Raw genomic sequence first — 19,252 nt, forward strand, 5'->3', positions numbered from 1 at the left:
CCGGAATTGATACCCGCACTGGAACCCACCGGCGACTGGCGCGCGGCGGCGAGCGCGGCGCGCAGCTGCTCGTTCTCGCTCTGGTAGGCGGAGAGCACGCGCTCGGTCTCGGGCGGCATGCCGGCGCCCGACTGCTGGGCGAGCTGGGCTTCGAGCTGGTCGGCACGTTCGGCGCGCGCCGCGAGTGCGCGCATGTTGGTGTCCATCGCCGAGATCTGCGCTTCGGACTGGGCGCGCCATTCCTTCTCGGCCATGTTCTTGTTGACCATCTCGTCGACCGAGACGCCCTCGACTTCCTCCTCGAGCGCCTTGCCGCTTTTGCCCGGCTTGTCGTCGAAGATGTAGAACGAGCCGGCGACAAGCGCGGCCGCGCCCGCGCCGCCAAGCAGCAGCATCTGCTTGCGCTTCACCGCCTCGTTGGTCGCCATGGCATCGCCGAGCGGCGAACCGTCCGCGCCCTCGCCGGCATCGAGCGCCTTGGGCTTCTTCTGGAATAACTTGGCCAAGTCCATCACCGCGCCCCTGTCAAAGTGTTGGCACTGGACTGGATGAGGTAGACGGCGGCTTCCTGGCCGGAGGCGAGTTCGCTCACCGGCGCCATGAAGGCGAGCGCGCCGCGTGCGGCGAGCATGTTCTCATCAAGACTTTGCGCCTGCCGCCCGGTGTTGCGCACGCGCAGGACCAGCCCCTTCATCTCCGCGCCGCGATACTCGCCGACCTGCTGGACCTGGAGGCGTCCGACCATGACCGGTTCGAGAACCGTCGAGCGCATGTCGAAGCCGTCGATCGCTTCGCCGCGGTACATCGCCTGGGCAAGCCGCACTGCGGCATCCTCGGGCGAGCTCTGCACCTCCCAGTCGCGGGCGCGATCGCTGGTAATCGCGGCATTGGCGATGAACACCTGCTCGGCCTCGGTGCCGCGTACCTGGCAGACGAACTTGTAGACGAAGCCCTTGCGGGTCGTGCCGAAGAACGAGAGCGACGCCTTCGGGAAGCCGTCGGGCACCGAGATATAGATGTCGCCGCGCACTGGCTCGTTGACGATCTTGAAATCTTCGGCCGGGTTGCCGGTAGTGATTTTCGAGACCGAGGCGAACTGGTCGCCCGCAAGGCTGATCCGGGTGAGGTCCCTGGCCGAGGCGACGCACTGGACCGTGCCGTTGTCGGCCGCCATGACATTCTGATCGGCCAAAGCTGGCGATGCGAGGCCGAGCGCTCCCAGGGCGATCAGCGCGGCGCCGATGGGTCTGCCAAGGGTGGCGAAAGGTCGTCCGGCGAGCATGGCGCCCGCGCCCATCGCGCAGGCCGGCAGGCTCAGGGCGAGAGCTATCGTCATGCGTCTTCCCTCCCTGTGGTGTTCTGGCGATCCGCGTCCTTGCCATTCGCGCCTTTGCCAGTGACCTGGCCAAACCCGGCGAGCTTCAGGCTCACGCCCGAGTAGGACCACACGAAGCGGAAGGTCCGCGCCTCGGCGGTCACTTCCTTCGATCCGACGACGGTATGGAGGATGCCGTTGACCTCGCTGGTCAGCCCTTCCGGATCGACGGTGAGTTTTTCGATGGTGAAGTATTGCGAGACGTTCGAGCCGTTCTGTTCGCTGAACACCTTCATCAGCTCGGCCTTCATGCGGCCGTGGGTCCTGGGGTCGGTGATCTCGAGGATCGAATCCATCCAGTACTGGAGGTTCGACGGCGAGCGGTTGAGCGTGAGCAGCGCCGCATCGCGGGTAACGAGCTCGAGATAGTCCTTGTCGATGTGCGAGGAGGAAAGCGTCAGCGGCCTTGCCAGCACCGGCTGCAGCACCACCTCGCGATCGCGGCTTGCCGCGGTCAGCGTAAGGAGCACCGAAACCCCGAACAGCGTGGCGCAGCCGATCGCCAGCAGGTTGCGCTGTTTCAAGAGTCGCTGCGCCTGGGCATGCGAAATCGAGAGATCCATGTCAGCCCGCCATCACGCGAAGGTGGGAGGGCGGCGTCGCCTTGAGGCCCATGAACGAGCCCGGCAGATACCAGTAGGCCGTGTGGATGATCCACGAGACCGCGCGTCCCGCCTTCAACTTGCGCAATCCCCACCAGGCCAGCACGCTTGTTAAGAGCCCAATCAGAATATGTTGAGACAGGACGCCCCAGGCGAAGGGCACGATCATCGCGATGAACTCATCGAGCGTCCAAAAGCCGATCAGTTCAGGATCATCGAGATGCGCCGGGACCGTGTATCGCTGCATGGCAGACACCACCCTCCAAGGATCCGGTCAGACGCCGAGGCCTGCGCCGGACAAACGAATGGTCAGATGGTCGCAGTGACCGCGGCGGTGACGATGGGAACGCCGGTGCCGGCCCCCACCCCGACCCCGACGGGGATCGCGACCTGGGCCAGGCTGAAGCGGCCCGAGGCGAGACCGACGATGCCGCCCGCGAGGCTGAGAACGGTGATGATCTTGCCGCCCGAGCCTTCGAGAAAGCCGGTGAACGCGGTGAGCGCGGTATTGAACGTGGTGTCGGCGCCGGCCATCGCCACCTCGCTGCCGAAGGCCAGACCCAGCGCCGCCACCGCCGCGCCCTGGGCGATACCTGCGCCCTTCCCCTTGAACCAATTTTTCATCGCAATGCTTCCTTCTTTGAAACCGCCCACGTCATCCCCGGGCAGGTTCAAAGAACAGGGGCGAGCATCTGGTCGCAATTAAGGAAGGGTTTCTTCCGATGCGCGAATCGTCATCATTCCTCTAGATGGATTCGGGACGGCTATTGGTTTTCCATTTGGGAAATCGAGAGGTTCCATTTCGGAATACCGAAGTTCCACTTGCGTGCAGCTGTCACCTGGGCAGGCAACCGCCATTGCCTGGATCGAAACTAGCCCGCGCGAATCGGCCAGTCACCTCGCGATTCGGAAAATTAACGATTCTGGGTCATGATCGCGCAGATCATGGAACACCCGGCGCAAACTCGATGGCTAGCGGAACACGCAATATCCGGATGCTCATAAGCCAGAATTGCTTCGCACTTCTGGCCGACGCCATGTGTGACTTTTCCAAGAAAACCGCTAAATTCCAGAGCTTGCGTGCAACTGTCCAGCACGCCTGCTCGCGCGCCAGTTCGATGGAGATCGCGCGCGAAGACCTGGACGGATTCCTCGCTCAGCATCCAATCGACGGGCAAATCAAGGTTTGGCTTGAAGTGGGTCCCGAGTGGCTTGACGATTATAACGCCGTGCGCCGAAGAATCGCGCAGATCAGCGGCAAGCCAGTGAAGGACAAGGCTGTCATTCCCTTTATTGTGCACCTGACAAAGCCCGGACACTTGATCTGAAAACGCTATGGGAATTGCCTTAATCGGCAATGCAAACACTTGACACTCTATGGTATCCCATAGAGCGATTGTCCCGAAAGGGGCGAGCCATGCCGCACAGCACTGTCACACCCGAGACCGTTTTCTGCCCGAAGCCAGCATCCTTGGGCGACTCGGTATTCTGCTTTGGACAGGCTGCGCCGCGCCTCTCCGAGCAGGAGCAATACAAGCGTCTGATCGATGCCGAAGCGGGCAAGCAGGGCTTGCCTCTTGCTCATCTGGCCGATCGCCTCGAGATCGCTCGCCCGCGTCTTCACAAGGTGATCCGCAAGAAGGTGGCGCTCAAAGATGACCTGCGCGACCGCCTGTTCGAGGCTCTCGATATCGATTGCGTGCGCGCCAAGTTTTGCGTGACCTTTTTGCACGATCACACCGCCTATGACGACCCCGAGGTCTTCCTCATCTGCGAGGCGATGAAAGGGTTCTACTGCGAAATCCTGACGCGCCGGCGCGGCGAAATCCAGGTGACCCTGCGCCCACCCATCATCCATGAAGCGCTGGGCCGGGCCTATGACATGCTCCTCTCCCACCAAGAGCGGGTGATGGAGCACGACCGGACGTTGCAGGCGTGATGTGAGGAGGGCTCGCGCAGCAGAGTGTCATGCGCCCTGAAGCGCTCGCGGCCTGGACCCAGCTCTATGCCGCCGTTGGCCTGCTCGCCGGAATCTGGGGTCTGAGTAGCAACGGAACAGAAAACCTACATAAGGATTTCAAGGCTCTTCGTCCGGATCGGCGGTTTTCGGATCACGTAGCGGCCTGAGTTCACCGCGAGCGACGAATTCCGGGAGTGTGAAGGCGTATCGGCCGAGCATGTTGACGTGGCCGAAGCCGAGCGGCGAGAGACGCGCGACATCCTCCGGCTTGGCGTCGTAGCCTTCAGTGACGAGCTGGTTGATGGCGGCGTCCATGTAGATCGTATTCCAGAGCACGACGAGATTGACGACCAGGCCGAGCGCTCCAAGCTGGCCCAGTCGGCCCCAAGCTGCGATTTTGGCCAAGTCGGAGAACGTTTTGGGAACGTGGCATTCGGTATTGACGATGGAGATCATAGAAGAGGACAGTTCGCTCCATCATAGGGAGTGGGTTGATGGATCGGAGTATTCCGGGCGGGGATTTGATCGGACGATGGAGCCTGAGCTTTGCCGATATTGATTTTGTAAATTCGAAGCCGGCCCTGACGCGCCTTGGCCTCGCCGCGCAGCTGAAATTCTTCGCTTCCCTGGGGTTTTTCGCGATCGATCCCGGCTCAATCCCTACCGATGGCCTCTCGTATCTGGCCGAGCAACTCGGTGTCGAGGCTGGCGAGATAGCCGGTTATGACTTTTCCAGTCGGACAGCACGACGGCATTGTGCGGAGATCCTGATCCATCTTGGATATCACCGCATGAAGCGGGTGGATCGCGCGCAATTGACGGAATGGATTGCTGGCGAGCTGTGCCCGGGCGGCCAGTCGATCAATGCCATGCTTGAGCATGTTTTCCTGTGGTGCCGGGACCGGCGTATTTATGGGCCGTCGCGCAAGGAGCTTGAACGTGTCGTTCGCTCACAACGGCAAGATTATCTGGACACCTGGCTGATCGGAACCAGTGATCGGCTTTCGTCAGATGCGGTGGCGTTATTGGAAGCCTCGCTTGCCGATCCGGACAGCTCGACCGGATTCAACAGGATGAAGGGTGACGCCGGACAGGCAACGCTCGACAACATTCTCGACGTGACCGAGAAACTCGCCTTTATCCAGAGACTTGATCTTCCCCATGATCTCCTGACGGCTACGGGCAAGCCATGGGTCGATCAGATTGTTCGCCGCGTTGCCGGTGAAAAGGCCTCGGAGATGCGCCGGCATGCGCCGGCGCGACAGCTCGGCCTTTATGCGATTTATCTAATGTCGCGGGAGGCGCAACTCACTGACGCGATGATCGACCTGCTGATCGAAACCGTTCACAAGATCGGAACGCGCTCGAAACGCAAGGTGGTGGGCGATATCGCGAAAGACATCGAGCGGGTCTATGGAAAGGAGCGCCTGCTGGTCGAGATCGCCAGCGCCTCGATCAATGAACCATCGGGGCGCATCTGCGATGTCATTTTCCCGATCGCCGGTAAGGCCAAGCTGGCGGCGATCGTCAAGGAGAGCCATGCGAAGGGCGCTCTGGACCGGCGCATCTACAAGGTGATGCGTGGTTCCTGGGCCAATCATTACCGGCGCATGCTGCCAAGCCTGCTTTCCGTACTTGAGTTCCGGTCGAACAACGCGGTGTGGCGGCCGGTCCTGGCGGCCCTCGACTGGATCAGGAGCAAGGTGGATGGCGGATGCCGCTTCGTGCCATTGCAGGATGTTCCGATCGATGAGGTGATTCCAGCGCGATGGCGCAGTTCCGTCATTGATGACGATGGGCGGGTAAACCGGATCAGCTATGAGCTTTGCGTCCTGACGCAACTGCGCGACCGCATCCGCTCCAAAGAAATCTGGGTGGTCGGGGCGGATCGCCGTTGATCTACAGTCATGTGAACCCTTATGGCCGCTTCGACCTCGACCTGAACGACCGGATTGATTTTGGACGGCTTGCAGCGTGAGGCGGCTGATCGGCCTATAACATTTGGGTACACCCCAGAGTGATAGGGCCGAGTGACACCATTCGTCTGTCACAAAAGGGTGGGTTTGCGCTCAATGTGACGATACACTGCAAGAGCCACCCTAATGTGACGGATTTTGCACTTGGCTCGTATCGGATATGCCCGCGTCAGCACCACGGACCAGGATCTGGATATCCAGATTGGCCGCCTCAAGAATGCAGGTTGCGAAATTATCCGTTCCGAGACCGGATCGGGGGCCTCGCGGAGCGGGCGCACGGAACTGGAAACGATCATGCAGTTTATGCACACCGGCGACGAGCTGGTCGTGCTGCGGCTCGACCGGCTCGGCCGCTCCACGCGCGATGTCCTGAACCTGGTGCATGAGCTTGATGAAAAGGGAGCTTCGCTGCGCATCCTTGAGCCAGAGGTGACGACGGCGGGCGACATGGGGCGAATGGTCATCACCATACTCGGCATGGTCGCCGATATGGAGCTGAAGTTCATCAAGGATCGTCAGCGCGCCGGGATCGAAGCGGCGCGCGCCGAAGGCGTTTACAAAGGCCGGAAGAAGAACGTCGATGACGATGAAATCCGCCGTCGCCTTGCCGCCGGCGCCAGCAAGGCCCGCGTTGCCCGCGACCTGAAGGTCTCACGAATGACCGTCTATCGGGCGCTCGACATTATTCCGTCACAGACCAAACTGCCGGAAAAGCCGCCCACTGCCAGCATCGCCCTGCATCTGATTATCGAGAACTTCAACAAGCGTGGAAGAGGTAGAAAACCCGCTCGGGAGCGGATTGAGGCGATGCTGGAACGCGACTACGCCATGGTAAAAAACGGCAATTGTGATTACAAACTGACCGTCGCCTATGACCCCGATCCGGATGGCATTTCCCTTGATGAGGAAATCCAAAGCCTCCTCTCCGAGATGTTCAACATCGCAGAGAGCTACAATTGCTCCATGGAAGCCGATATCTACGAGGTCGGTGGTCAGCAACGGTCCTGGTAGAATCAATCAAGCGTTCAGTGTTCGTTCTTCAACCTGGCCAAAATCGCAGCTTCGGGCCGACTGGGCCTATCAGATCAGGCCGAGACAGCAAGCATGAATAAGAAACAAGCAGGTCAATGCCAAGCCGCCCGAACTGCGCCTTCCCGAATGCTTACGTTGATGACGGGGGCTACCTCGACGTAAATTGATACTAGAAACCATCGACCAGCACTTGACAGCCTTGCTCGGGCCACAAGTCTATAATTGTCAATATAGGGTATAGCCTGTCCGTCGTCAGAACATTCGGCACAACTCGCGGCGTAGATTAGCGGAGTGCGGACCTCGTCAGGGGGTTGATGTTAGGCGGCGAACTTGCGGTGCTGCAAGCGCCGATGTTCGATGGTCTGTCGCTTGATCCTTTCGCGCAGTTTGATGATTGCCGGTGCCCTGCCGAAGTAGGCATCGGCGGGCGTCACGTTGCTGAGGCTCTCGTGGTAACGCTGGTGGTTGTAGTGCTCGACGAAGGCCTCGATCCGGGCCTCGAGGTCGCCGGGCAGGAAGTAGTTTTCCAGCAGGATGCGGTTTTTCAGGGTCTGATGCCAGCGCTCGATCTTGCCCTGGGTCTGCGGGTGTAGCGGGGCACCGCGCACATGGCTCATCTTCTGGGCCTCGATGTATTCCGCCAGTTCGCCGGCGATGTAGCTGGGGCCATTGTCCGACAGCAGCCTTGGCTTGTGCAGCACCGTGGCGCTGTCGCAGCCCGATGCGGCCAGTGCCATGTCCAGCGTGTCGGTCACGTCCTCGGCGCGCATGTTGGTGCACAGCTTCCAGGCGATGATGTAGCGTGAGAAGTCGTCGAGCACGGTCGACAGGTACATCCAGCCCCACCCGATAATCTTGAGTGGAGTAGGAAGCGCATAAGCGCTTCCCCTCCCCGAACCGTACGTGCACCTTTCAGCGCATACGGCTCTCCATTCAACCTTGGCCCATGGCCATGGCGACATCATGATAGCGAGAAGTGACGGTGTTTCGGAGTTCGTCCCTGAAGATGTAGGGATTTCGCTCCGGGTTCCGCCACCGGAACTGCATCTTCTGGCTGGTGACCAGTCGTCGCAGCGCCTTGCCGACGGCATTGCCCTGATTGCTCCGGTCGTAAATCAGCCACGTCTTTGCTTGGCCGATTGCCGGCACGCGGTACCATTTGCGCATCAAGGGCTTGATACGGGATCGGTACTTCTGCGCCAACCAGTGCGCCATTTTCCAGAACACGACGGTGTCGATGCGCCGGAATGTGCGCGCCGTGAAGTCGGTGAACTTATAGAACGCAGCCCAGCCCACCAGTTGGCGGTTCAGGCTGTCGATCATGTCCACCGCGGCAACCTCATGATTGCCGGAGAGCGCCTCGACCAGTCGGCGAGCGAAGGTCTTGGCTTTCTCCTTGGGTATCGTCGAGACCACGGACATGCGTCCGCTCGATCCCCGCCTGCGGATAATCCGGTGCCCGAGGAACACGAACCCGTCGTTGACGTGGGTGATATGGGTCTTGTCCATATTCAACGTCAGCTTCAGGCCGTCTTCCAGAAAGGCCCGGCATTCCTCGCGGATGGCCTCGGCATGTGCCTTGGTGCCCTTGACGATGACGACGAAGTCGTCGGCGTAGCGGCAGTAGGCGACAGCAGGTTTCCATTGCCGGTTCTCGCGAACCGTGATGGGGCGTCCCTGCTGGATGCCGAAGTTCCATGCCCAGCGATCCTTTCGCGCCTTGGCGCTCAGGTATTTCGCCTCCAGCCACGCATCAAACTCATGGAGCATGATGTTGGACAGGAGCGGCGACAGCACGCCGCCTTGCGGAACACCTTCACTTGAGGCGACAAACAGGCCACGGTCAATGTGGCCTGCCTTCAGGAACCGCCAGAGCAGATCGACGAACCGATCATCCCGGATACGCTGCCGGACGCAGCGAAGCAGAAGCCGGTGGTGGACGGTATCGAAGTAGCTCGCCAGATCACCTTCGATGATCCAGCGGCCCCGCGTTCCGGCGCCAGTATCCTGCAACTGTATCTTCACTGTCCGGACAGCGTGATGCACGCTGCGCTCCGGCCGGAAGCCGTAGGAGAGGCGATGGAAGTCGCTCTCCCAGATCGGTTCCATGGCCATCAGCATCGCACGTTGGACGATGCGGTCTGTCAGGGTCGGGATACCCAGTGGACGTTTCTTGCCATTGGCTTTCGGGATATAGATTCGCCTGACCGGCTGCGGGGCGTAATTCCCCGTCAGCAAATCCGTCCGCAGACTGGCCAGATGTTCTGCCAGTCCAGCCTGCATCCGTTGCTTGTCCATTCCGTCGATGCCCGGGGTTTTGGCGCCGCTAGACGCCAGCACGATCCGGGCCGCCTCGGCAAGCCACGCCCTGTCAGCAATGAGCCGGAGTAGGCGGTCGAACCTGCGGTTCGGATCGCTCTCGGCCCATGTCGCGAGCTTGTGCTGCATTTCACTGATTATCAAAGGTCTTCACCTCGTTTGGTCAGGTAGTTTGCACTTCAAGCAGATTGAACTGTCCCCCTTCGCCATGTGACAGGCTTTCCCTGTCGCGGACTACTACGGGGACTCCGCCAGCATGGTGGACATCGGGGCCAACTCCCTTGGCATTCCATCATGCCTTCCCTCGTTCATATGCTGGACTTTCGCGCGCTGGGGAGGCTGCCGGTCGCAGTCCTTGTCCTTGCGTCCCGCAAGTCGATGCCGATGCCATGGTCTGGCTGCATTCTCTCCATGGCTCCCTGCGGGCGACCTACATGTACGCCCGCATTCGGATGCCGCCGACATACGTCTCCGGCGCCATCATCAGCATTCCGCCTGTTAAGCCGTGTAGGCGAAGGCGACATTTCAGCCCTCGGATGCGGATTAACCGGTTCGTGTTCCTCAACCTTCCAGCGCTACAGCCTCGGGGACCATCTCGGCGTAACGGCTTCGCCTCAATCCCCTTTACCTGCGGGCTACGTCACCCTGCCAGTTGACAGCAGGTCACCGCCGCTTGGGCTCATGCCCCCTCACAGCAGAGGGCAAGGCATTCGTTCAATTCCTCCTTTCTCCTTTGCATTCCAACATACGCCTCCCGGACCATCCGGGACGAGGCGCACAGTATGTGAAGTCGGTCTGCCACATCTCGTTCGGCCGGGTGGTCTTGGTGTGGAACTGATCGGCGGCCTTGATCACCACATAGGCCGGGCTGGTGATCAGGTCATGGGCCTTCAGAAGGCGGTAAACCGTGGCTTCCGACACGAAGTAACGCCTTTCGTCGGTAAAGCGCACCGCCAGCTCCCGTGGGCTCAGCTCGGACTGCTCCAGTGCCAGTTCGATGATCTGATCATGGATGTCAGGCGGGATCCGGTTCCACACGCGGCTCGGTGCCGATGGCCGATCTTCCAACGCCTCCGGTCCGCCTTCGAGGAACCGGTCGTACCAGCGGTAGAACGTCCGGCGTGCGATCCCCAGCTTGTCGAGGGTGAGCTTCGCCGGCAGATGCGACTGCTCGACGATCCGGATGATCTCGAGCTTCTCGGATGCGGGATATCTCATTCGTCGTCGCCCCCATCCGCGATCATGCTTTTTTTGAGCAGACGGTTTTCGAGCGTCAGGTCGGCCACGCATTCCTTCAGGGCACGGGCTTCGCGGCGCAGGTCCTGCACCTCGCCGCTGGTCGCGGCACGAGCCGTGTCACCCGCCAGGCGCCGCTTGCCCGCTTCCATGAACTCCTTCGACCAGGTGTAATACAGGCTCTGGGCAATGCCTTCCTTGCGGCATAGTTCGGCAATGCTGTCTTCGCCACGCAGCCCATCGAGCACAATGCGGATCTTGTCTTCGGCCGAAAAATGCCGCCGGGTCTGCCGCCGGATGTCCTTCACCACACGCTCAGCAGGGGCCTTGGCAGGCGATTTTTTCAAGGAGTGTTGGGGCTTCATCTTCGTTCCTTCGTCACTACGACGAAGCCCCAACACTCCTTAATTCACAACCTCAAATCTGTGCCATTGGCGCTGACGGGGAACAGCGGTTCTTCCTGGGTCTTGGGGCGGCAGGAATGATAGCGGTCAACGGGGCACTCGTCCGATTCATATATCCGAAAGAACTGTTAGGGCGTGGAATCGGATACAACGCCCTGGTGATCGCCATCGGGTCGGCGGCTGGGCCGGGCATCGCCGCAGTGATCCTTAGATTTCTGGATTGGCCGTGGTTATTCGCGCTCAACGTTCCGCTCGGCGTCGCCGCATTCGCGGTCGGAGCGTTCACTTTCCCAAGGCAGCGAGGAAATTCGCCAGGCTTCGACATGCGTTCTACGGCCTTGTACATTCTTGCTCTGGGACTGTCTTCACTCGGCCTTGTCCAGTTCGCGCATGGTGAGTTCGGTTGGCCCGTAGTCTTGCAAACAGGAATGGGAATCATCGCGTTGAGCGGACTTGTCGCGATCTCAAGACACCAAAGCACCCCCATCCTCCCGGTCGATCTGTTGCGTATCCGTCCGTTGAAAATCGCCTATTCTTCCTCTTTCTTCGTCTATGCCGCGCAGATGATGGCAATGGTGTCCCTGCCCTTCATCCTGCACACCCACTTCAGACTCGACACGTTCAAGATTGGTATTGTGCTCACGCCTTGGGCTATCGCGACAGCAATAGGTGCAATCGTCGCCGGCCACCGAACCGAGCATAATCCTGGTCAACTCGAGGCCTTGGGAGCAGCCGTGCTTGCCCTTGGCCTGATCGGATTCACCCTGGCCCTAGGCTCGACATCTCTGGTCGTGCTATCCATCTGTTCGCTGACGTGCGGTATCGGCTTTGGATTGTTCCAGACACCCAACAACCGTACCTCCTTGACATCCGGTCCGCCTGAAAGGAGCGGCGGAGCGGCAGGCATGCAGGCGCTTGCCCGCCTTTCCGGTCTGATCTCCGGAACGGCACTTGTCGCCATGCTTTTTCAGTTGGCGGGGGAAGAATCGCACCGGGTAATCGCTGTGGCTGCGGTACTTGCCGCGATTGCCGCAGGGATCGGGCTCTTGAGGAATTTACAATTGCGAAAGGCGTGACCCTGCATAGTACGCGCGGCACTGCCCCGCTCAATCAACAACAGGCGGTCGAAAATGCCATTTTTGGGACCGAGCCCGGCGGCGCTCGAGATAGAGCGCGCACAGGCAGGCGACGGTCATCAGCGCCCCCAGCCCCGCGCCGAAGCCGTCGCTGACATCGCGCAGGACGCCGAACACCCAGTTGCCGCAGAACATGCCGATCGCGGCCGAGATCATCACGATGCCAAGGCCCTTGCCGGCAATTCTTCCGGTCATGTCTTCCGAGATCGCCGCCATGAACACGCCGCCCATGCACCGTGCCACCAGCGAAGCGATCACCAGCAGGACGAAGGCCGTCACGGTCGTGCCGAGGCTTGTCGATACCGCGATGATCGCTGCCGTTCCCACGGAGCAGCCCGCGACGATGGGGTAGCGGCTCCGCCTTCGATCGCTGACATGGCTCACGACATAGGCCAGGCCTATGCCGACGAAGTAGAGCGGCGCGAGCAGCCGTCCGACGTCGCCCAGCGAGTAGCCGAGCGATTGCTGACCGATCTGAGGCAACCAGAACCCGAGCGTCGCGATTGCGCCGGCCGCCGAGAAATTGAGCAGGGCCGCGACCAGCAGCAGATCGAGATGGGACGAAAGCGGCAGGGGCGCATCGTCGCCGGGCTCTGACCGTCGAGCCGCGTCGCCTTGCATCTGCCTGGCCAGCCAGTGCTTTTGGCTCTGGCTGAGCCATCGCGCGGACTGGGGGTCGGCCGGAAACACCAACAGCGCAACCAACCCGACTGCAATCACCGGCAGCCCCTCCAACAGGAACAGCCAGCGCCAGCCGGCCAGGTCCAGCGCCCCCTCGATCTCAATGAGCACGGCGGCCAATGGCGCGCCGACGACCATCGCGACGCCGGTGCCCGAGGTAATCCCGGTGATGACCCGCGCCCGATGCGATTCTGGCCACCACAGCGCGGCGGCGAGGATCATGGACGGCATCACGCCGGCTTCTGCGACCCCGAGCAGGAATCTCAGCACATAGAATGCGACAGGGCGGGTCACGAAAGCCATCGCACTGGCGCAAGTCCCCCAACCCACCATCAACAGCGGAATCCACTTGTGCACTCCCGCCCGGCGGGCGGCCATCGTGCTGGGAACCGAGAAGAGCGCCTCGCCCAGGAAGAATATGCCCGCGCCGAAGCCGAACATGCTCGCCGTCAGGCCAAGGTGCGAGGACATCGGCAGGGCGGCGTAGCTTACGTTCGTCCGATCGACGAAGGCGGCGAAAATCACGAAGAACAGAAACGGCAGGATACGAAGATTGATCTTGCCGATTGCCGAACTGCCATCGGAAGCATCGCTCTTGCCATTCTGCGACATATGAGGCCATCCTCGCATTTGCAGGCAGCCGGCGGACAAGCCGCGCGAACCGCCCGCGCGCCTGTCCGACGCCCAAACTAGAAGCGGAATCCGACCTCGATGCCTGTCAGGCGCGGCGGCGCATAGGTCTCTGTGGTGCCGAACGGCGGCTGTCGCGACATGATGCTGGTGACCAGCGTATTGCCCGCGTTGCGCACGTAGGCGGCAATATAGATGTTGTCACCCGGCAGGTGATAGGTCAGCCTGGCATTGATCGTGTCGTAGGCCGGCGCGGACATCGTCGGGTCCTCGAAGGCCGTGAAGTACCGCCGCGACTGACGGAAATAGTCGGCATAGAATTGCAGCCTTCCCACCGATCCGAGCGGCACCTCGATCTCGACAAAGGCGGTTCCGGTGAAGCGCGGCGACTGGATCATCCGGTTGCCGCCGACATCGAGATACTGGACGATCGCCGGTGTCGCCGGCGGACGGCCGGGAATGGCGTTGGCAAGATCAGCGAGGACGGTGCCTTGCGAATAGCGCCCATTGAGGAAAGATAGCGTTCCGCCGATCCGCACGCCTTCGACCGCAAGGAACGAACCTTCCAGTTCCAGTCCGTCCACCTTGGCGCGACCGGCGTTCTGCAGGAAGGTCAGGACCTGGGTTCCCTGCAGGAGGCCATTGAATATCTGGAGATCGCGATAGTCGTAATGGAAGGCCGTGGCGTTCAACGTCAACCGCCGGTCGAAGAACTGGGTGCGCAGGCCAAGCTCATAGTTCCAGATCGATTCGGGATTGGCCGCACTCGCCACGTTCTGCGGATCGAATGCCCCGCTCTTGAACCCCCGCGTCGCGCTCGCATAAACAAGAATGTCATCGGCGGGTCGAAACTCGAGCGACGCCCTGGGCTACCAGTCGGTCCATTTCTTCCGATTGGTTCCGGTCGCCGTGGCGCCCGCGATCGTCCGGGCCGAAGTGCCGAAGCGCTCCTCGGAACTGTAGCGCAGCCCGCCGACGATCCTCAGCTGCCGGGAAATCCTGAAACCGAGTTCGGCATACCCGGCGTAGGATTTGACCTTCGTGCCCGAGATCGTGGAACTGAGGCCGCCGGGGGTCAGCACCGGCAGCAGTCCGCCGGTATCCTCATCCGCATAGGTAAAACCAAGCAGCCAGTCGAAACGGGAATCCCCGGGCTTCGATGTCAGGGTGATGTCCTGATAGAAGAAATCGGTCGTGCTGAGCTGGCCGCGATATTCCAGCAGCGGCACGATGGAATCGTCCAGATCGAGGACCGTCGGACCAAGCCTGTAGCGGTTGTAGGCGGTGTTCGTCTGCAGAACGCCGATGCTCGTGTCCAGGACAATGCGAAGGTTGCCGCCGTAGCTCTTCATCGGATTGCTGTCGACGACGCTGTGATACGATGCACGGGGATCAGCCGAGAAGGGGGCCCCGGGGCCTGCCGGGGTGGTCACGAATGGAAAGGCATTGGGATCGATCGCCTTGATCGTCCCCGGCGCCCCGTTCTCCTTGCTATAGTTGCCGGAGAGGGTGATGGTGAGATTGGGCGCCGGCGTGGCCCGCAGCGCGCCCCGGACAGCCCAGAAATCCTTGTCGTCGTAGCGTTGGCCGGTCCCCAGGTCCTTGGAATAGCCGGCGTGCTTGCTGCGAACCGCGCTGAAGCGGGCCGACAGCAGACCGTCGACCAGCGGCCCCGAGATCATGCCCCGGGCGCGCAGGCTGTCATGGTTTCCGACCTGGAAATCGGCGGATGCCTTCACGGTATCGGTAGGCGCCGCGGTGGAGATGAGGATGACGCCACCGGTCGCGTTCCGCCCGTAGAGCGTCGCTTGCGGACCGCGCAGCACTTCCACGCGGTCGACGTCGAACAGTTCCTGGATCGCGTAAGTGTTGCGCGGGATGTAGACCCCGTCCACGTAGGTTGCAACACTGTTATCCGTGAACGATCCGAACACGTTGCTGCCGACACCGCGCACGTAGACGAAGCTCGATCCGGCACTGGTGGCGATGTTGAGCGAAGGCACGGTGGTCTGCAACCCCGCGGTGTCGGTCACGTTGGCCGCATCGAGGCGATCCGCGCTGACCGCGTTCACGGTGAGGGCGGTATCTTGAAGGCGCTGTTCGCGCCGCGACGCGGTGACAACGATCTCGTCGCCCGACGCGCCGGGCCGCCCGGTGGCGCGGATGGCTTCCTCGTCGGCGCCGGCCAGGGCCGGTGTTCAGGGCGCTCCGCATTTGCCTGCGCCCAGGCCGGCGCGCAATATCCTGCCGCGGCAATGAGCAAGGCCACCCGGTAGTCGGCCATCGCGGTACGACGCATTTCTCCCTCCCCTATTGCCACGGCTTGTTGGCTTGTGACGAACCATACAAAGTCGATTCACACTGTCAATAGGAAGAGTATCTATTTATGTTCGTTCGTCCCTGCCAGGGGTGTTGACGATGCCGCTCTTTCGCCTAAGGATTGAAGATCATGGACGAGATCAGCCTCCCATCCGATGAAGGGCAGGAATTGCCAAGCCAGCTCGCTTTCAACCCCGTCAAGACCGATATTGGATTGTTGGCGCGCGATCTGTATCGCTTGTTCAATCAGGCGATCGACGAGCGGGTTCGTCGCTTCGGTCTGTCGACCAATGCCTGCCGCTACCTCGCAGTCATCGGCATGCATGCGGGGATTACACCCAAGGAAATGAGCGAATACTTCAGCGTTCGCTCGCCGACTACCGTATCGGCACTCAGGATACTCGAAGAAAAGCGGCTGGTTGAACGGTACAAGGATCGCGTGGATGCCCGCAAGACCCGCTACAAGCTGACGGCGCGCGGGGTCGAGGTCGAGGCGCTGGCGAGAGCGAGCGCCGTGGATGTCGAGGCGCTCGCAGTCGGGTGCCTGAGCGATCAGGAGAAAGAGGAATTCGGCCGCATGGTGGCGCGCATTCGCAGTTCGCTGGAGTCGGTACTCGCCCCTTGACGCTTGTTCGACCGGGGGGAAGCACCGGCGCCGGCGTCATGCCGCCCTGCCCGGGCCACTGGTGTCGCCAAGCTCGCCACCGGCGGGTCCGGCCTTGATCATGCACCTGCGCGCCTATTGATCGATAGAAGAGCGACATTGTTTGCTCGGGAGCCAACCCGAAGTCTGCATGCCACGCGCCCCCGCGGGCGGAATCACCCGTTCAACTCCGCCTTCAGAGCCTCGATGACGAGAGACATGACGGTTTCGTTGGCGGCCCGGTGCTCCTCAGACGATGAAATCGCCTGGCCGCGAGCAAGCGCCCAAATGGCGCGAATAATGGCCAATGCCCGGTCGCCATCCACTCCCCTCTTGACGAGATGGGGTTTCCAGACCTGTTCGACTGCAGTTCGTTCGCGTGATATCAGAGACTTGGCCGCGTCGCCAAACAGGCTATGCCGACGAACCGACAGGAATATGTCGAGGAATATCAGAAATTCCTCGGTTGCATAAAAACGGCGGGCACTTTCGGCGATTAGCCCGAACACGTCCGGATTCCCGTCGGCTTGCGATGCATCGGTCCGAGCCAGCTCAATGATCTGAATGGACAACCGCTCCAGCACGGCAAGGACCAGGTCGTCCTTGGTGGGAAAGTGGTGAAGTTGTCCGCCGAGCGACACGCCTGCTTCCTTCGCAACGGCGGCCACACGTAGCGAAGCATAACCGCTGTCTGCCAGCAAGCGGGTCGCGGCCTCGAGTATCCGCTCACGGGTAAGGTCCTTTTGCTCCTTTCTCAGGGCTCTGGCCGGAACAGACACTCTCACCTTCCCGAAGATTGGAGAAATCCCGCCCAGTTTGCCGGACGCGCCGTGCCTCATACGATGGGCTCGATCGATACTATTCATTCCAGCGGTGCTGGCAAAGGCATTATTTCTGGGGAACTGCAGCCAGCGCAGTGGAAAGGGTGCCCTGTTCCATCTGGACCACCGGAAGGAGCAGGGCGCCAAGCTTTTCACACTGGCAGGAGGAATCCGGCAAAGAACTGTGCAAGTGTGCTGTAGGCGTCGATCGGCAAGACCTGCGCCACGTACTGGTCAGGGCGTACAACGACGACGCATCCCTTCCGCCGGTCGACGCCTCGCATGTCGAAGATGTCGTCGCCACTCTTCAGGTCAGCACAGAAGACCTTTTCGTAGTCGCACAGACCATAGATGCCTTTGACAGGCCGCAACAGGGCCGGCATCGCCGAATGCTCCAGATCGCGGAATCCCTGCTGGAAAACAGCCCGGACATCGATCACCGCATCGATATCCTCTCCGGAGCGGGTATGCTTGCGTACCGGGGAGTCCGGCGCGCTTTCAAGGAAGGCGCAGAGCGAATCGATCGCGCCTCCGGCCTGGCCGCTGTCGTCTTGTGGCGCGAACGTGAATATCCGCCAGCGGTTATCCGCATCGATCGCATGGCCCAGGTGCATGGGCTTGGCGTCGGCAAGGCGGATGACCGGCGCGGAATGGAAACGCATGCCAATCGGAAAGCCTGTGGCAAGTTCCTGCCAGCTGTCGGTTCCGGTCAGGACCGATGGTTCGTAGCGAACTGTAAGGCCTGCCGTGAATTCGCCATTGTTGATGAATTCACGCTGGAATCGCGGCATCGCGTCGTTGGCATCGACTTCGGATCGCGTGCCGACGACCCGCGCCCATCGGTGGTCGAAATCAACCAAGCCCTTTGCGGCGGCCCAGCGCTCGGCCGAGTAGGTCTGCAGAAGTTCGGGGCCGGATCGTCCAGTGAGAACAGAAATCAGCTTCCAGCCCAGGTTGAAAGTATCGCCCATTGAGACGTTCATGCCCTGACCTGCTTTGGGACTGTGCGTATGACAGGCGTCCCCCGCGAGCATAACCCGGGGCGTGCGTTTGCCAACCAGCGCCTTGGGCACGTCGTCGAAAGTGTCGGTCAGTCGATGGCCGATTTCGTAAATCGACCACCACACCACTTCCTTCACATCGATTGTGTAAGGATGGAGAATGCGCTTGCACTTGGCGATTACGTCATCGATGCCCAACCCGCGGTCGGCGACCCGCTCGTCCTCATTCAGCTTGTCCAGTTCAACGTAGAGCCGGACGAGATAGCCGCCTTCGCGCGGAAGAACGAGGATCGAACCCATGCTTTCCGACTGGATGATTGCCTTCATGCGGTAGTCAGGGAAGTCGGTCGTCGCCAGTACGTCCATGACTCCCCAGGCCTGGTGCGCTGCGTCACCATGGAGTGCCCCGCCGATGGCATTGCGCACGTTCGAGCGGGCACCATCGCAACCGACGACGTAGCGGGCCCGGACCGTTTCGGTCTGTCCCAGACGTTCGGGTGAAGTGTGTTCGAGAGTTACGGTCACCGGATAGTCGGCGGCATCGTGATCGACCGAAAGGGTTGCCACCTTGAGATCGTACTCCGGCTCAAGCCGAGTCGGAGAGTTGCGCATGATGTCGAGATACATATCATGCACACGCGCCTGGTTGATCAGGATGTGCGGCATCTCGCTGAGCCCGTCTGCGACATCCTGCACCCGGCCTACGCGGCGAATCCTTGCAGGATCGGCAGGATCCGGATTCCAGAAGGTGGTTTCATTGATCCAGACCGACTCGCGCTTGATCTTCTCGGCAAACCCGAAAGCTTGAAACATCTCCATGGAACGCACATTGATACCATCGGCCTGTCCGCGCTCCATGGGCCCCGCCTTGGGCTCGACAATCAAAGTCGAAATCTCGGCGATGCGCGATAGCTGCGCGGCAAGGCAAAGCCCAGCAGGGCCACATCCGGCAATGACAACATCCACCTCCCGAGGAAGCCGGGCTCGTTCAATTGTGGTGTTTGCTGCGGCTGGGGAAATGTCGGGATCTCCGGGATGAAATCCGTTCAGATGATATTGCATTTGCCGTCCTCCGGTTCCGATGCGCTGAGTCCTCCGCCCTGTTGGCCAAATTGGC

Annotated in this window: 15 protein-coding genes and 5 pseudogenes; 7 read left to right on the forward strand and 13 right to left on the reverse strand. The window is 61.0% G+C overall.

Features of this window, described 5'->3' with window-relative positions:
• From NSE01_RS19075 to NSE01_RS19095, 5 genes and pseudogenes are all read right to left on the reverse strand, one after another.
• A pseudogene (locus NSE01_RS19075) lies at nt 1-512 on the reverse strand (conjugal transfer protein TraB); the annotation flags it as partial.
• Nucleotides 512-1,336, reverse strand: coding sequence for a type-F conjugative transfer system secretin TraK (locus NSE01_RS19080; protein WP_092960359.1), 825 nt, complete (start codon nt 1,334-1,336; stop codon nt 512-514). The gene NSE01_RS19080 and the pseudogene NSE01_RS19075, both read right to left, overlap by 1 nt.
• Complete coding sequence (locus NSE01_RS19085; RefSeq protein WP_092960357.1) at nt 1,333-1,938, reverse strand: type IV conjugative transfer system protein TraE; 606 nt, start codon at nt 1,936-1,938, stop codon at nt 1,333-1,335. The genes NSE01_RS19080 and NSE01_RS19085 overlap by 4 nt, the downstream gene beginning before the upstream one ends.
• Before the next feature lies 1 nt (nt 1,939).
• The gene (gene traL, locus NSE01_RS19090; RefSeq protein WP_011608017.1) at nt 1,940-2,224 is read right to left on the reverse strand and encodes a type IV conjugative transfer system protein TraL; all 285 of its coding nucleotides are present in this window, start codon (nt 2,222-2,224) and stop codon (nt 1,940-1,942) included.
• A gap of 62 nt (nt 2,225-2,286) precedes the next feature.
• Entirely contained in the window at nt 2,287-2,601 is a 315-nt protein-coding gene (locus tag NSE01_RS19095; protein WP_011608016.1) for a hypothetical protein, read from the reverse strand.
• Between the two features lie 344 nt (nt 2,602-2,945).
• Between NSE01_RS19095 and NSE01_RS19100 the strand changes: the two genes are divergently transcribed.
• Both NSE01_RS19100 and NSE01_RS19105 read left to right on the forward strand, forming a co-directional pair.
• Nucleotides 2,946-3,305 carry a hypothetical protein gene (locus NSE01_RS19100; RefSeq protein ID WP_092960355.1) on the forward strand — a complete coding sequence of 120 codons (360 nt, stop codon included), beginning with the start codon at nt 2,946-2,948 and terminating at the stop codon, nt 3,303-3,305.
• Nucleotides 3,306-3,394: 89 nt separating this feature from the next.
• Complete coding sequence (locus NSE01_RS19105; protein WP_011608014.1) at nt 3,395-3,916, forward strand: hypothetical protein; 522 nt, start codon at nt 3,395-3,397, stop codon at nt 3,914-3,916.
• 138 nt (nt 3,917-4,054) lie between these two features.
• Here NSE01_RS19105 and NSE01_RS19110 read toward each other — a convergent pair.
• A pseudogene (locus NSE01_RS19110) lies at nt 4,055-4,321 on the reverse strand (Tn3 family transposase); the annotation flags it as partial.
• Nucleotides 4,322-4,431: 110 nt separating this feature from the next.
• On the opposite strand from NSE01_RS19110, the gene NSE01_RS19115 reads away from it, so the two are divergent.
• Both NSE01_RS19115 and NSE01_RS19125 read left to right on the forward strand, forming a co-directional pair.
• Nucleotides 4,432-5,835, forward strand: coding sequence for a DUF4158 domain-containing protein (locus NSE01_RS19115; protein ID WP_246135294.1), 1,404 nt, complete (start codon nt 4,432-4,434; stop codon nt 5,833-5,835).
• A gap of 222 nt (nt 5,836-6,057) precedes the next feature.
• Complete coding sequence (locus NSE01_RS19125) at nt 6,058-6,924, forward strand: recombinase family protein (RefSeq protein WP_006953933.1); 867 nt, start codon at nt 6,058-6,060, stop codon at nt 6,922-6,924.
• A gap of 338 nt (nt 6,925-7,262) precedes the next feature.
• Here the strand turns inward: NSE01_RS19125 and NSE01_RS19130 are convergent.
• From NSE01_RS19130 to NSE01_RS19140, 3 genes and pseudogenes are all read right to left on the reverse strand, one after another.
• A pseudogene (locus NSE01_RS19130) lies at nt 7,263-7,811 on the reverse strand (transposase); the annotation flags it as partial.
• Between the two features lie 67 nt (nt 7,812-7,878).
• A complete protein-coding gene (ltrA, locus tag NSE01_RS19135) occupies nt 7,879-9,393 on the reverse strand; it encodes a group II intron reverse transcriptase/maturase (RefSeq protein WP_067734573.1) in 1,515 nt (504 codons plus the stop codon).
• A gap of 651 nt (nt 9,394-10,044) precedes the next feature.
• Nucleotides 10,045-10,865: pseudogene (locus NSE01_RS19140) on the reverse strand (helix-turn-helix domain-containing protein); the annotation flags it as partial.
• 95 nt (nt 10,866-10,960) lie between these two features.
• Here NSE01_RS19140 and NSE01_RS19145 point away from each other — a divergent pair.
• Nucleotides 10,961-11,980 (forward strand): MFS transporter, encoded by a 1,020-nt coding sequence (locus NSE01_RS19145; RefSeq protein WP_281289536.1) that lies wholly within the window; start codon nt 10,961-10,963, stop codon nt 11,978-11,980.
• Between the two features lie 30 nt (nt 11,981-12,010).
• On the opposite strand, the gene NSE01_RS19150 is transcribed toward NSE01_RS19145, so the two are convergent.
• Both NSE01_RS19150 and NSE01_RS21980 read right to left on the reverse strand, forming a co-directional pair.
• Complete coding sequence (locus tag NSE01_RS19150) at nt 12,011-13,333, reverse strand: MFS transporter (RefSeq protein ID WP_170233909.1); 1,323 nt, start codon at nt 13,331-13,333, stop codon at nt 12,011-12,013.
• 77 nt (nt 13,334-13,410) lie between these two features.
• Nucleotides 13,411-15,423 (reverse strand): annotated as a pseudogene (locus NSE01_RS21980) (TonB-dependent receptor).
• A gap of 15 nt (nt 15,424-15,438) precedes the next feature.
• Here NSE01_RS21980 and NSE01_RS21375 point away from each other — a divergent pair.
• On the forward strand, nt 15,439-15,627 hold the full coding sequence (locus NSE01_RS21375; protein ID WP_170233911.1) for a hypothetical protein: 189 nt from the start codon (nt 15,439-15,441) through the stop codon (nt 15,625-15,627).
• A gap of 173 nt (nt 15,628-15,800) precedes the next feature.
• On the forward strand, nt 15,801-16,295 hold the full coding sequence (locus tag NSE01_RS19165; RefSeq protein ID WP_147161227.1) for a MarR family winged helix-turn-helix transcriptional regulator: 495 nt from the start codon (nt 15,801-15,803) through the stop codon (nt 16,293-16,295).
• A 194-nt stretch (nt 16,296-16,489) separates the two neighbouring features.
• On the opposite strand, the gene NSE01_RS19170 is transcribed toward NSE01_RS19165, so the two are convergent.
• Nucleotides 16,490-17,092 (reverse strand): TetR/AcrR family transcriptional regulator, encoded by a 603-nt coding sequence (locus tag NSE01_RS19170; RefSeq protein WP_011608128.1) that lies wholly within the window; start codon nt 17,090-17,092, stop codon nt 16,490-16,492.
• Between the two features lie 194 nt (nt 17,093-17,286).
• On the reverse strand, nt 17,287-19,197 hold the full coding sequence (locus NSE01_RS19175; protein WP_011608127.1) for an FAD-binding monooxygenase: 1,911 nt from the start codon (nt 19,195-19,197) through the stop codon (nt 17,287-17,289).
• Nucleotides 19,198-19,252: the final 55 nt, after the last annotated feature.

The sequence above is a fragment of the Novosphingobium sediminis genome, assembly GCF_007991615.1.
GTDB classification, from domain to species: Bacteria; Pseudomonadota; Alphaproteobacteria; order Sphingomonadales; family Sphingomonadaceae; genus Novosphingobium; species Novosphingobium sediminis.

What these genes read in the sequence shown, in the direction of transcription:
- NSE01_RS19080 (WP_092960359.1), bottom strand. Translation starts at nt 1,336, where the DNA reads ATGACGATAGCTCTCGCCCTGAGCCTGCCGGCCTGCGCGATGGGCGCG.
- NSE01_RS19085 (WP_092960357.1), bottom strand. Translation starts at nt 1,938, where the DNA reads ATGGATCTCTCGATTTCGCATGCCCAGGCGCAGCGACTCTTGAAACAG.
- traL (WP_011608017.1), bottom strand. Translation starts at nt 2,224, where the DNA reads ATGCAGCGATACACGGTCCCGGCGCATCTCGATGATCCTGAACTGATC.
- NSE01_RS19095 (WP_011608016.1), bottom strand. Translation starts at nt 2,601, where the DNA reads ATGAAAAATTGGTTCAAGGGGAAGGGCGCAGGTATCGCCCAGGGCGCG.
- NSE01_RS19100 (WP_092960355.1), top strand. Translation starts at nt 2,946, where the DNA reads ATGGCTAGCGGAACACGCAATATCCGGATGCTCATAAGCCAGAATTGC.
- NSE01_RS19105 (WP_011608014.1), top strand. Translation starts at nt 3,395, where the DNA reads ATGCCGCACAGCACTGTCACACCCGAGACCGTTTTCTGCCCGAAGCCA.
- NSE01_RS19115 (WP_246135294.1), top strand. Translation starts at nt 4,432, where the DNA reads ATGGATCGGAGTATTCCGGGCGGGGATTTGATCGGACGATGGAGCCTG.
- ltrA (WP_067734573.1), bottom strand. Translation starts at nt 9,393, where the DNA reads ATGCAGCACAAGCTCGCGACATGGGCCGAGAGCGATCCGAACCGCAGG.
- NSE01_RS19150 (WP_170233909.1), bottom strand. Translation starts at nt 13,333, where the DNA reads ATGTCGCAGAATGGCAAGAGCGATGCTTCCGATGGCAGTTCGGCAATC.
- NSE01_RS19165 (WP_147161227.1), top strand. Translation starts at nt 15,801, where the DNA reads ATGGACGAGATCAGCCTCCCATCCGATGAAGGGCAGGAATTGCCAAGC.
- NSE01_RS19175 (WP_011608127.1), bottom strand. Translation starts at nt 19,197, where the DNA reads ATGCAATATCATCTGAACGGATTTCATCCCGGAGATCCCGACATTTCC.